The following is a 10,940-nucleotide window of genomic DNA, read 5'->3' on the forward strand; positions in this document are numbered from 1 at the left end:
GAAGATCATCCTCGGGAAGGTGCGCCCTTTCCTACGCCACCTCACCGAGGCTCATCCACAGGTTCTGATCATTGCTCACGAGGGCCTGCACCTCGGTAATGTCCATATCTGGTCGGTCAACGACGGCACCGACGCGTTGAGCGTTTGCTACACCGGCACCGACTTCTCGCACCACGACGTGGAGGACACGTAGCGTGCGCCGGGTCGTCGTCCCGGCGGGGCAGGCGGGTAGCCGGGCCTACCGATACTGCGGCGACCAGTTGCTTCGGGCGCACCGATACATCGACCCGAACCATGTGATGTCGCATTTCGTATCCCGGGCCGCCGGCCTCTCGGCTGCAGTAGCCGCCCCGCGCGGGCATAGGTTTGCCGCCGCGTGGGTATGGACACCGCGACGGACCGCGCCGATCGCCGGTTTCGGCGGGAACTCCGTCGGTGCGGCCCCCAACGATGGAAGGATGGGGACATGTTGGTGCGAAAAATTGCCCGCCCGTTGCTGGCGTCGGTGTTCATCGGTCAAGGTCTCGAAGCGCTACGTCGGCCGCAGCAGGCGGCGCAGACTGCGCGCCCGGCATGGGACGGGCTCAAGGAGATGCCCGAACCGATCGCCACGAACGTGCCCTCCGACGCCGAGACGTTCGCCAAGATCAACGCGGCGGTGCAGGTCGGGGCGGGTCTGCTGTTGGCCACCGGCCGGCTGCCCCGCGTCGCATCGACGGTGTTGGCGGGCACGGTGGTCCCGGGCCGGATGGGCGCCCACATGTTCTGGACCGAGACCGATCCGCAGCGCAAGGCCGAGCAGCGCCGCGACTTCCTCGTCGACCTCAGCCTGATCGGCGGACTGATGATCGCCGCGGTCGACACCGGCGGCAAGCCGTCGCTGGGCTGGCGGGCCCGTCAGGCGCTGCCCGGCAGCAGCGACGCCCTGGAGAACTTCGGCGACAAGGTCGGCACCGGACTGCACACCGGCGTGGAACGCGGCCGCGAGTTGGCCGAGACGGCGACTGAGAAGGCCGCACCCTACCTGGAGGTGGCCCGGGACCGCGGGGCTGAATGGGCCCACGTGGCGCGGGAGCGGGCAGCCGATCTCGCCGAGGTCGGCAGCGCCCGCGGAGCGGAGTTCGCCGAGGCAGCCGCCGAACGCGGTTCGCACTGGGCCGAGGCTGCGCGTGAAGGCGCCACGGAGTTCACCGGTGCCGCCCGCCGGGGTCTGCGCCGTCGTTTCGCCGCGGCCCGCTGACCCACATGTAGCCGTCGCCCCGGAGTTCACGCTTTAGACTCCGGTATGCACATCTGGCTGGCACGCGCGCGGTCGGTCATCACCACCGAGATTGACGACATCCGCCATCAGCAACTCGATCTCGACCCGGCCGACCTGACCCGGTTCACGTTCCCGTTGCTGGTGCGCCTGATCGGGGTGCTGGCGGTCGGCGCGGTGCCGCTGGTGGTGATCCGCAGCAGCGACAGCACCGACGAGGTGATCGTGCCGTTGCTCGGGTCGGTGGCGTTGACGATGATCTGCACCGCGGTGGTGGCGTGGCTGATCGCGATCGTGTTCTCCGGGCTGGTGCTGGTGGTTGTTTACCGCACCCCACCGCACACCGCATCGCGGCTGGTGATCCGCACAACCGTGGAGGCGTTTCACCGGATCAGTGACGCCACAGCATATCTGGTGACACTCGCGTTGGCGGCCGGGGTCGTCTCGTTGGCGATCGGGTTGCCGTCTCGCCGTGACCGCGCCGCAGCGTATTCGATGATCGACGATCTGCTCAGCGCCCAGGTCGGTGTGCTTCTGGCCGGTTTGGCGTTGGCGTTCGTCGGTGAATCGGTACGCTGCTCCGCCGAATTGGTCGACGTCAAGTCGTTGCTGCTGGCGTGGCCCTGGGCGTTGGGCATCACCGCTACTGCCTGGTCGGTCGCGGCGGTGAGCGGGCCGTTCCAGACCACCCGGCTGCTCGGGCGGTTGCTGGCGGACTGGTTGCCCGGCACCGTCGACGGGGTGCCGCAGTCCCAGGTCATCGATGAGTTGTTACCCGTCGGTGCCCATTGGTGGGCTGCCTTCGCCGGCTGGCCGATCATCCTGCTGATCTGGGTTATTGAAGCCCAGCGCCACAACGGGTTTCAACAGATGCGACAGATGTGGGCAGACGTCGGCGACGGCGAGCCCACCGCTGAACCGGCGGCGGAGGACTAGCTGTAGACGGGATCCGGTGTGGGGGAGCGCGGGATCCCCGCAGCGATGGCGTCCAACAACGCGGTGTAGCGCTTGGCCTCCGGGTCGCGGCCGGGTTTGCCGCTGCTGATCACTCCGGCCGCCAGGTTGCGCTGAGGATCCGCCCATACCGCGATGTTGACCAGCCCGGTGTGCCCGAACGCGCCCGGCGCATGGCGTCCGAACGGCCCGAACCGCTGCGATCCGAGCATGTAACCGGTGCCCCACCGCAGTGGCATCAACCCGGTCGCCATGTCGGGACGCAACCGTCGGCACTGGGTGACCGCGGAGCGCAACGTCTCCGGTCGCAGCACTCGCACGCCGTCGAGTTCGCCTCCGCGGCGCAGCAATTCGGCGAACCGGGACAGCTCGTCGGCGGTGGTGATCGTGTTCGACGACGGCACCACCGATGTCAGGAAGAACTCGGTGTTGGTGACCGGGATGATCTCGTGCACCGTGCCGCCGATCGCCTTGCGGAACACCGCAGCGATCGGCGCGGGCAGCTGTTTGCCGGTCGCGTGGCTCGGTGCCACCGCGGCGATGTCGTCGGGTGCCACTCCGTAGTTGGTCCAGCGGAACCCCAACGGGTCCAAGATCTCCTCGGCGAGCACGTCGCGGATGTTCTTGCCGGTGGCCGCCGAGACGATCTCGCGGGTGAGCGGGCCCCAGGTCAACGCGTGGTAGATGTGGATTAACCCGGGCGGGTACAGCGGCTTGAGGAGACTGAGTTGCTCGCGGGCGTACTCGCTGTCGTCGGCGCGGGCCAGGTCGGGGCGCGGGCCGGTCGGGAACGGCACCCCGGCGCTGTGGGTGAGAACGTGGCGGATCGTGGTGCGGTCCTTACCGTGGCTGGTGTAGCCGGGCAGGTAATCGCAGACCCGGTCGTCGAGGGAGAACACGCCGCGCTCGGCGAGCATGTGCATCACGGTCACCGTGATCGCCTTGGCCGCCGAGTACGCGCAGAACGGCGTGTCGGTGGCTACTGGGATCTTTTCGGCGTCGACCGGATCGGTGGGTGCGTTGCCCCAGCCGTGCCCGATAGCGCGGTTGAGTACCACTTTGCCGTTGTGGCGCAGGCACAGCTGAATCGCCGGATGCAGCCCGGCGGCATACCAGTGACGTGCCGCCGCCCAGATCCGCTCGATCGCCTCCGGGGCGATGTCGCTGTGGTCCTCGGTGCCGATCGCGGTGACGGCATCGAGGTCGTCGGGCAGGCGGATCCTGCCCTCGGTGGTGGGGTCGCTCATCAAGTTGGCCACACCGGCCAGGTTACGGCGACGACGACGCGGTGCTGCCGAACTCCAGCAGGAAAACGCCGGCGCCGATGAGCACCACCCCGGCGGCCATCAGCACCGTGAACGGGTCGTTGAAGAAAAACCGCGCGAGGATGGCGGTGGCGGCCACTCCGACTCCCGACCAGACGCCGTAGGCCACCCCGACCGGCACACCCCGCTTCAACACCATCCCCAACAGCGCAAACGACGTCGCGTAGCCGATCACGATCGGCACCGCCCACGCCCATTTGGTGAAGCCCTCCGAGGCGCGCAGCGACATCGTCGCCGCCACCTCGAACGCGATCGCGACCGCCAACAGCAGCCAGGCCATCTATTCGCCGGTGAATTCGGGCGGGCGTTTGGCCATCGTCGCGCTGATCCCCTCCACCAGGTCCTTCGAGGGCAGGAACGCGGAGTTCCAGGCGGCGACGTAGCGCAGGCTCGCCGAGACCCGGTCGATGCGCTGCTGGTCGAGGACGTCTTTGACGCCGGCGACGGTCAGCGGCGGGTTGGCGGCGATCTCGGAGGCCGTGGCGTGCGCGGCCGCCAGGCATGCCTCCGCGTCGTCATACACGTCGTTGACCAGGCCAATCTTCTCCGCACGGGCGGCGTCGATGTCCTTGCCGGTGAGTGCGAGCTCCCGCAGATGGCCGTCGGTGAGGATCAACGGCAGCCGGGCCAGGCTGCCGACGTCGGCGACCATCGCCAGCTTCACCTCGCGCACCGAGAACTTGGCGTCGGCGGACGCGTAGCGGACGTCGACTGCGGAGATCAGATCCACCCCGCCGCCGATGCACCAGCCGTGCACCGCCGCGACCGTCGGGGTCCGGGCGTCGGCGACAGCGCTGATCGCGCCCTGCATGCCCTGCAGCATCCGGTGGAACTCCATGCGCGCCGCCGCCGACCCGCCGGTGCCGCCCTCGCCGATCACACCCGACAGCGATCCGCCCATCGCCAGCAGGTCCAGCCCGTAGCTGAAGTTGCGGCCCGAGCCGGTGAGCACGATCGCCCGCACCTGCGGGTCGGCGTCCAGTGCGGCGAACACGGTCGGCAACTCCGCCCAGAACGCCGGTCCCATCGCGTTGCCCTTGCCCGGGCCGATCAGCGTGACCTGCGCGACGTGCCCGGTGGTCTCGACGGTGACCGATTCGTATGTCTGACTCATGACAGAAACCGTAGCCCTGGGCGTGCGGTGGGGTGCTGTGGGCCCGTGTCCGGCGGCCGGTGCTCGGCCTCGGGGGTCGTTAACTCAAGTAGGCCGCGCCTTCGCCGCTGACACAAACTGTTATCAAAACGTTACGAACATGCCGGTTAATGTTCAGTTTTCTCTCAGGCAATGTCCAGGTTGTTGGTCCGGGGGGCTGTGTCACCGTAAGGAGCAAGATCATGTCGAGCCCCCTCCGTCCCATAGCCAGCACCGGCGTCGCGCTGTTGAGCGCCGGCATGATCGCGGCCAGCCCGCTGGTGCCGCCACCGACGACGTCGGCTCTGGTGGATTTTCCCGTGGAGCTGACGGCAGGGGAGACCACGTGGATGAGTGTGCTCGATCTGGCCGGGACAAACCTGAAAGAGATTTTTGCCGCTTCGGTGTCGGCAGTAACCGGTGAATCCCAACTAGTGGTTGAGCCCCTTGAGTTGCTGCTTGCCCTTCCGCTCGCCCCAGTCCAGATGGTGCTGGGGGTCAGTGAGGCGGTGGGGGAGATCCCTGACGTGTTTGCGGACATCCTCCGGTCCGCGATCGGTTCGGACCCGCTAGAGGTGTTGCCCAACCTGGCGGAGGCCGTGATCAACGCACCCGCCGGAATCATCAACGCGGTTGTCAACGGAACCGCTGATTATGCGGGCCTGCTCACGTGGGACGCCACCGAGGACGCGATCAATTCCAGCGGTCTGCTCGCCGACCTCGTGGTGGGAGTGCCGGCGATGATCGGCACCCTGTTCTCAGGAAGTGCCGCGGAGTTCTCGTTGGACTCCCTGGGTGTCTTGGACCCCGGCCTGCTCGACCTGCCGATGAATCTTCTCGACGGGCTGCCAGGATTCGACTGGCTGAGCGGCATCTTCAGCACGCTCCTCGAACTGCTGATGCCCTTCTAAGCCCCCCCGGGCGCCTACACCCGCTCCAGATAGAAGTAGAAGTAGCGGGCCACCCCGTCGCGCACGTCGAGGACACCGCCCTTGCCGTTCATGATGCCCATCACGGCGGTGTCGTCGATGCGTTTGAAATGGTCGTGGATCGGCTGGCCGTCGTAGACCATGGTGGCGACCAGCTCGCCGCGGAACTCCTCGAGCCAGAGGCTGGCCTCACCCTTGCCCATCTCGACGTTGGAGAACTTGTTGCCCTGCTCGTCGAGGCAGACCAGCGGCGCCACCTCGGTCGGTGAGGTGAAACTCTTGCCGAACCAGCGGGCCTTTTCCAGCTGGCCGTTCATCTTGTGGCCGGTGACGAATTCGCCGCCGGACCACTCGCCGAGCATCCCCTCGATGGTGGCCGGCTCCAGGCTGGCCCAGAACGCATCGAGTTCGGCGTCGGGGATGGCGTCGGTGCGCCCACGGAACTGCTCGAAGCGGCTGCGGGCGTCGCCGCTCATCACGCGACCTTCTTGATCTGGCGCTTCAGCGCGAACAGCAGGCCGTTGGCCATCACCGACGCCACGACCGGAAGATTGTTGTCCGCGCTGACGGTGTAGTCGATCGCCGTGCCGGCCCCGGCGCCGCGCAACGTCACCTCGCCGACGTAGTTGCGGAACGGGATTCCGGCCACCCCGCGGTAGGCCAGCCGCTGCTGCGGTTCGAAGGCGGTCACCTCCTCGACGAATGCCGGCAGCAGCGGAGCGGGTTGGATGCGCCGCTGCGCCCCGACGCCGTTGCGGTCGGGGCTGCCGGGCTGGATCACGCTGACCTTCAGGCCGGGCGCCCACGCGGCCATCGCCTCATGGTCGGCCAGAAGCGCCCACACCCGGTCGATCGGGGCGGCCACAGTGGCCGAAGCGGTTGCTCGCATCGATGTGCTCCTTATCTCCAGCCGCGGGCGAACGCCAGCAGCAGCTCATTCTCCTGCGGTGACCCGATTGTCACCCGAACCCCATCCGTGCCGTACGGGCGGACGATGATCCGCGCGTCGGCGGCCGCCGCGACGAACTCGGCGGTGCGCTCGGCCAGCGGCAGCCACACGAAGTTGGCCTGCGACGCCGGCACGACGAACCCGGCGTCACGCAGCGCCGCGCTGACCCGGGTGCGCTCGGTGACCACCGCGTCGGTGCGTGCCAACAATTCCTCGGCCGCATCCAGGGAGGCGATCGCGGCCACCTGGGCCAGGCTGGACACGGTGAACGGCACGTACACCTGGCTCAGCGCGGACACCACCTCCGGGGCGGCCACCGCGTAGCCGACCCGCAGCCCGGCCAGCCCGTACGCCTTGGAGAACGTGCGCAGCACCACCACGTTGGGGTGGGCGCGGACCAGGCCCAGGCTGTCCGGGGCGCGGCCGTCGCGGATGTACTCCACATAGGCCTCATCGATGGCGATGACGATGTGGTCGGGAACCGCCGCGACGAACTCGGCCAGTTGGTCCGGGTCGACGACGGTGGAGGTGGGGTTGTTGGGGTTGCACACGAAGATCAGCCGGGTGCGCTCGGTGATCGCGGCGGCCATCGCGTCGAGGTCGGAGGTGTGGTCGGCCAACGGCACCGCCACCGGGGTGGCGCCGGCGACCCGCACCTGCAGCGGATACACCTCGAAGCTGCGCCACCCGAACAGCACCTCATCGCCGGGTCCGGCGGTGATCTGGATGAGTTGCTGGCACAGACTCACCGATCCGGCGCCGACGCTGATCTGCTCCGGGGCGAAGCCGACATGGCGGCCCAGACGCGCCCGCAGCGCGGCATAACCGTTGTCCGGATAGCGGTTGAGCGAGCCCAGGGCGGCGTCGATCGCCGTGCACACCGAGGGCAGTGGCGGGGCGACGGTCTCGTTGCTGGCCAGCTTGATCGCCCCCGGGACGGACTTGCCCTCCACATACACCGGCAGTTCGGCCAGTTCAGGGCGGAGGCGAGCGGTCACGTCGACAGCATAGGCAACCGGGCGTGTACGCTAACTCGTCGGCGGTTCGGGCACTCGAAAGAGGGTCCGGTACCCTCTAGGAGTTCAAGGAGGCGTGCCAGAGCGGCCGAATGGGACTCACTGCTAATGAGTTGTCCCTTCACGGGGACCGGAGGTTCAAATCCTCTCGCCTCCGCCACATAACTACATATCGGCGCCCGTAGCTCAACGGATAGAGCATCTGACTACGGATCAGAAGGTTGGGGGTTCGAATCCCTCCGGGCGTACTTAGATTGCAGGTCAAAGGCTTGATAGCACGAATGGAAGCTTCGGGCAGAATCAAACCCCTCGGTTATTCATCGGAAATGGACACGAACCCTTCCAGCGCGGCGCGGTTGTCCGGCGCGTCGATGGCCCTGTCGATGTAGTGCTTGCGAGTCACGTCCGGCGTCGAGTGCCCGAGCTGCGCGGCGGCGGCCTCGGCCCCGGCGACGCGCTCGATCGCGGTTCCCACCGTCTTGCGGAAGGTGCGGGGTGTGACCCATCCGTAGTCCTCACCCCGGATTTCCCGCCACGCGCGGTTGACGTTGTTCGGCCAGCGCGGGGTGCCCGTCGGCGACGGGAACACCAGGTCGAACGGCAGGTCGCGATCCCGCTGGGCCTGCAGCGCCCGGCGGCCCAAACTCCGGCAGTAGCAAGCGGCGGAAGCCGTGGACGGACTTCGGGAAGGGCTCACGGACACCCTTGCGGGTGACGGTGCCGGAGATGGTGACGGCACAGGGTTGGTCGAGGTCGTCCAGGTGCTCGATGTCTTCCTTCCAGCGCAGGGCCAGAATCTCCCCGATGCGCTCGCCGGTCGCCATGAGCAGAGTCACCAGCTCCACCATGTCCACCCCCCGCTGCGGGCCGCCCTGGCCAGGCTTGCGAACAGTCCACGTGTTTGGGACGCGTTTTGAGTAGCGCGGTTCTGATGATCGGGTAGCGGTCGGACGGGTATCGGATAGCGGTGATGGCCCCCGTCCGACCGCTGGGGCTACGTCGTCGTGGCGAGGTGCCGTCTCGTGTTGGGTCAGTCGAGGGCGATGATCTCGGCGGCGGCGACGATCCGGTTGAGGATCGACTCGGCGATGACGGCGTCTTGTAGCGACTTGTACCAGTCGGGTGGATCGAACTGGGAGGTCACCAGGGTCGAGCCGCGGCCTTCGCGGGCGGCCAGGATGTTGAGTAGTTCGGCCGCGGTCTGTGGAGTCACCGGTGTGGTCAGGAAATCGTCGAGGACCAGCAGGTCGCAGTTGTGCAGGTCGGCGGTTGCCACGCGTGAAACCGAGACGAACACACAGCCGTCGGTACCGCTACCCGATGCTCATACTCCCGCTATCCGATCGTCAGAACCTTGCTATCCGAAGGGCGTCCCTAACACGAGCGCGGTCAAGCAGAATCGCCACGTCCTCCTGGGTGAAGTACCCGCTTGTCGGACTTCGGTCGGGGAGCGGGTTCGGTCTCACGCACCGGGTCGGCGGCCAGCAGGCCCCACCGGACACCCAGGCTGCACGACTGCATCAGCACGGTGCGGATGTGCCGCTTGTGGGCCGTGCATCCGGACAAGTAGCCGTCAACCCGCTGGGTGGAAAGTTCCCGCAACCGGACCCCGCCGATGCCGGGCTTGACCAGCCGGGTGGCGATGTCGAGGTAGGTGTCCACGGTGTTGTCGGCCAGGCTGCCGTCACGGGTGCCGGTGACCGACCGGCGGCGCGGCTCCAGGGTGGCGAGCCAGCGGTCGACGAGCGCGGATAGGGGAGAGTCGGGCGTCAGCTCCTCCGCGCCGGTGCGTGCTTGCGGTCCCGCATCTTGGCGCGCAGCTTCGCCTTGACCTTGACCTTGGCCTTGGCCTCGGTGACTCCCCGCGCGGACGGCTGGCGGGTGATCCCGTCTGTGTCCCGGAACCAGGCTCGTGCCTCCCAGGTTCCAGTTACCACGGTGTCACATCTAAAGATGTTGGACCGGTTGGATTGTTGGGCGTTGCGCAGCAGTTGACGCAGGTCGGTGAGTCTCACATCCCGGTGTCACCGTGCGAGTGTCATATCCACCATGACGAGCGGGGAGAGACCGCTGCTGTAGCCGCGCTATACCTCAACTATACAAAATTGTGTATAGTCAGTTTGTGAAGGAGGTCAGGTTCGTAGGGCGCGCGCTCGACGAGCTGCGGGAGTTCCCCGCCGACGCCAAACACGACACCGGCTTCGAGCTGGATCGTGTGCAGCGTGGCCTGGACCCGAGAGACTGGAAGCCGATGCCGACCGTCGGCCCCGGCGTCCGGGAAATCAGGGTCAAGACCGGCGACGGCATCTACCGCACCCTGTACACCACCGTGATCGGAGAGCACGTCTACGTCCTGCACTGCTTCACCAAGAAAACCCAACAGACCCCGAAGGCGGCGATAGACCTCGGAAAAGCCCGACTCCGAGCCGCCCGCGAACACGCAACCGAGGAAGGAGCGCAACCATGAGCGACGACACCGTGCAGAGCTTCACCAACGTGTGGGACGCCATCGCCGACACCCCCGAGGAGTCGGCGAACCTGCGCGCCCGCTCCGACCTCATGCTTGCCATCGAAGCCCGGCTCGGCGAGTTCGGCTGGTCCCAAACCCTCGCCGCCCACAATCTCGGTGTCACGCAGCCTCGGGTGTCCGACCTGCTCCGAGGCAAGATCAGCAAGTTCTCCCTCGACACCCTGGTCAACATCGCCGCTCGGATCGGCCTGCACACCGAACTGGTCATCACCGCAGACGAGCCACCAACACCCTCCCAGCGGGCAGCGTCAGGATCGACGGCAAGACGTACATGATGGTGTCGGGCACCACCGTCGAAAACGGCAAGCTGATCCCCAAGGGCGGGTCGTGGCTGGTGGAAGTCAACAACAATCCCGGACAGGGCTGGGGCGGCTTGACGGGTCCTGGCGTTCGTCCAGCCCGACACTCCCCGATGAAAATCCCAACCCCGACTATTTGCCGATGACGCAGTTAAGCGGCTTCCAAAGCAGCAAAGACGGCATGGTCTACATCGCCGCCGACTCCTTCGCCCGCACCGATGGCGTTTCCATGTACCGAGTCGACCCCGAGCACATCACCGACCGTGGAGCCTGGCAACCCTGGACCGGAAACGGCTTCGGCACCAACGGACAAGCACCTGTACCCCTGACTGATCCGGAGGTTAGGTTCAGTGAACTGAGCTTCCAGGAAGTGCAGGGCAAAGCCGTGCTGTCGGGTTTCAACGTCACCAATGGTCCCGGCACTGTAGAGGTGCGGGTGGTGGACAACCCGCCATCTGTTGATATGCGGTGTGAACCGCACTGGGTCGTGTGGAGGCTCCGAACCTTGGAAACGAGGATGGAGTCATGGCGAAGGAGAAATCCGCAGC

General features: G+C 66.9%; 16 protein-coding genes, 2 tRNA genes and 1 pseudogene. 9 read left to right on the forward strand and 10 right to left on the reverse strand.

The window, feature by feature from the left end:
- The 3 genes from B8W67_RS19070 to B8W67_RS19080 form a co-directional block, all read left to right on the forward strand.
- Window positions 1–193, forward strand: a 193-nt coding sequence (locus B8W67_RS19070; protein WP_207567712.1) for a hypothetical protein, incomplete at its 5' end; no start/stop codon positions are given.
- 273 nt (window positions 194–466) lie between these two features.
- Window positions 467–1,240, forward strand: a complete 774-nt coding sequence (locus B8W67_RS19075) for a DoxX family protein (protein ID WP_085305690.1) — start codon at window positions 467–469, stop codon at window positions 1,238–1,240.
- 45 nt (window positions 1,241–1,285) lie between these two features.
- The gene (locus tag B8W67_RS19080) at window positions 1,286–2,194 is read left to right on the forward strand and encodes a hypothetical protein (protein ID WP_085305691.1); all 909 of its coding nucleotides are present in this window, start codon (window positions 1,286–1,288) and stop codon (window positions 2,192–2,194) included.
- Here the strand turns inward: B8W67_RS19080 and lipE are convergent.
- The 3 genes from lipE to B8W67_RS19095 are packed head-to-tail and all read right to left on the reverse strand — an operon-like array spanning window position 2,191 to window position 4,651.
- Window positions 2,191–3,459: a lipase LipE gene (gene lipE, locus B8W67_RS19085; protein WP_085305703.1), complete on the reverse strand. Its 1,269-nt coding sequence runs from the start codon at window positions 3,457–3,459 to the stop codon at window positions 2,191–2,193. The two genes, B8W67_RS19080 and lipE, sit on opposite strands and share 4 nt — an antisense overlap.
- Before the next feature lie 22 nt (window positions 3,460–3,481).
- Window positions 3,482–3,817 (reverse strand): DMT family transporter, encoded by a 336-nt coding sequence (locus B8W67_RS19090; RefSeq protein WP_069393797.1) that lies wholly within the window; start codon window positions 3,815–3,817, stop codon window positions 3,482–3,484.
- Entirely contained in the window at window positions 3,818–4,651 is an 834-nt protein-coding gene (locus B8W67_RS19095; protein ID WP_069393798.1) for a crotonase/enoyl-CoA hydratase family protein, read from the reverse strand.
- Window positions 4,652–4,872: 221 nt separating this feature from the next.
- Between B8W67_RS19095 and B8W67_RS19100 the strand changes: the two genes are divergently transcribed.
- Entirely contained in the window at window positions 4,873–5,580 is a 708-nt protein-coding gene (locus tag B8W67_RS19100) for a hypothetical protein (RefSeq protein WP_085305692.1), read from the forward strand.
- A 14-nt stretch (window positions 5,581–5,594) separates the two neighbouring features.
- Here the strand turns inward: B8W67_RS19100 and B8W67_RS19105 are convergent, their stop codons facing one another.
- From B8W67_RS19105 to hisC, 3 genes are read right to left on the reverse strand one after another with little or no spacing between them, the layout of a single operon-like run.
- Window positions 5,595–6,074, reverse strand: a complete 480-nt coding sequence (locus B8W67_RS19105; RefSeq protein ID WP_085305693.1) for a DUF4334 domain-containing protein — start codon at window positions 6,072–6,074, stop codon at window positions 5,595–5,597.
- Window positions 6,074–6,487, reverse strand: a complete 414-nt coding sequence (locus tag B8W67_RS19110; protein ID WP_085305694.1) for an SRPBCC family protein — start codon at window positions 6,485–6,487, stop codon at window positions 6,074–6,076. The genes B8W67_RS19105 and B8W67_RS19110 overlap by 1 nt, the downstream gene beginning before the upstream one ends.
- An 11-nt stretch (window positions 6,488–6,498) precedes the next feature.
- A complete protein-coding gene (gene hisC / locus B8W67_RS19115) occupies window positions 6,499–7,545 on the reverse strand; it encodes a histidinol-phosphate transaminase (protein ID WP_085305695.1) in 1,047 nt (348 codons plus the stop codon).
- A gap of 88 nt (window positions 7,546–7,633) precedes the next feature.
- Between hisC and B8W67_RS19120 the strand changes: the two genes are divergently transcribed.
- Window positions 7,634–7,723, forward strand: a tRNA-Ser gene (locus B8W67_RS19120).
- Window positions 7,724–7,738: 15 nt separating this feature from the next.
- Window positions 7,739–7,811 (forward strand) — tRNA-Arg (locus B8W67_RS19125).
- A gap of 65 nt (window positions 7,812–7,876) precedes the next feature.
- Here the strand turns inward: B8W67_RS19125 and B8W67_RS19130 are convergent.
- From B8W67_RS19130 to B8W67_RS19150, 4 genes and pseudogenes are all read right to left on the reverse strand, one after another.
- Entirely contained in the window at window positions 7,877–8,206 is a 330-nt protein-coding gene (locus B8W67_RS19130; RefSeq protein ID WP_085305696.1) for a site-specific integrase, read from the reverse strand.
- 387 nt (window positions 8,207–8,593) lie between these two features.
- A pseudogene (locus B8W67_RS19140) lies at window positions 8,594–8,827 on the reverse strand (ATP-binding protein); the annotation flags it as partial.
- Window positions 8,828–8,952: 125 nt separating this feature from the next.
- Window positions 8,953–9,225 (reverse strand): hypothetical protein, encoded by a 273-nt coding sequence (locus tag B8W67_RS19145; protein ID WP_085305698.1) that lies wholly within the window; start codon window positions 9,223–9,225, stop codon window positions 8,953–8,955.
- A 107-nt stretch (window positions 9,226–9,332) separates the two neighbouring features.
- Window positions 9,333–9,578: a hypothetical protein gene (locus tag B8W67_RS19150; protein ID WP_085305699.1), complete on the reverse strand. Its 246-nt coding sequence runs from the start codon at window positions 9,576–9,578 to the stop codon at window positions 9,333–9,335.
- A gap of 107 nt (window positions 9,579–9,685) precedes the next feature.
- On the opposite strand from B8W67_RS19150, the gene B8W67_RS19155 reads away from it, so the two are divergent.
- The 3 genes from B8W67_RS19155 to B8W67_RS19165 all read left to right on the forward strand — a co-directional run.
- The gene (locus B8W67_RS19155) at window positions 9,686–10,030 is read left to right on the forward strand and encodes a type II toxin-antitoxin system RelE/ParE family toxin (RefSeq protein ID WP_085305705.1); all 345 of its coding nucleotides are present in this window, start codon (window positions 9,686–9,688) and stop codon (window positions 10,028–10,030) included.
- On the forward strand, window positions 10,027–10,368 hold the full coding sequence (locus B8W67_RS19160; protein ID WP_085305701.1) for a helix-turn-helix domain-containing protein: 342 nt from the start codon (window positions 10,027–10,029) through the stop codon (window positions 10,366–10,368). Before B8W67_RS19155 ends, B8W67_RS19160 begins: the two co-directional genes overlap by 4 nt.
- 166 nt (window positions 10,369–10,534) lie before the next feature.
- On the forward strand, window positions 10,535–10,940 hold a 406-nt coding region (locus B8W67_RS19165), incomplete at its 3' end, for a DUF4185 domain-containing protein (RefSeq protein WP_234806829.1).

It is taken from the genome of Mycolicibacillus koreensis, from assembly GCF_002104795.1.
Classification (GTDB): domain Bacteria; phylum Actinomycetota; class Actinomycetes; order Mycobacteriales; family Mycobacteriaceae; genus Mycobacterium; species Mycobacterium koreense.

Excerpts from the sequence above, each read along its gene's own strand:
- lipE (WP_085305703.1), bottom strand. The coding sequence starts at position 3,459 with ATGAGCGACCCCACCACCGAGGGCAGGATCCGCCTGCCCGACGACCTC.
- B8W67_RS19075 (WP_085305690.1), top strand. The coding sequence starts at position 467 with ATGTTGGTGCGAAAAATTGCCCGCCCGTTGCTGGCGTCGGTGTTCATC.
- B8W67_RS19090 (WP_069393797.1), bottom strand. The coding sequence starts at position 3,817 with ATGGCCTGGCTGCTGTTGGCGGTCGCGATCGCGTTCGAGGTGGCGGCG.
- B8W67_RS19160 (WP_085305701.1), top strand. The coding sequence starts at position 10,027 with ATGAGCGACGACACCGTGCAGAGCTTCACCAACGTGTGGGACGCCATC.
- B8W67_RS19105 (WP_085305693.1), bottom strand. The coding sequence starts at position 6,074 with ATGAGCGGCGACGCCCGCAGCCGCTTCGAGCAGTTCCGTGGGCGCACC.
- B8W67_RS19100 (WP_085305692.1), top strand. The coding sequence starts at position 4,873 with ATGTCGAGCCCCCTCCGTCCCATAGCCAGCACCGGCGTCGCGCTGTTG.
- B8W67_RS19095 (WP_069393798.1), bottom strand. The coding sequence starts at position 4,651 with ATGAGTCAGACATACGAATCGGTCACCGTCGAGACCACCGGGCACGTC.
- B8W67_RS19110 (WP_085305694.1), bottom strand. The coding sequence starts at position 6,487 with ATGCGAGCAACCGCTTCGGCCACTGTGGCCGCCCCGATCGACCGGGTG.
- B8W67_RS19080 (WP_085305691.1), top strand. The coding sequence starts at position 1,286 with ATGCACATCTGGCTGGCACGCGCGCGGTCGGTCATCACCACCGAGATT.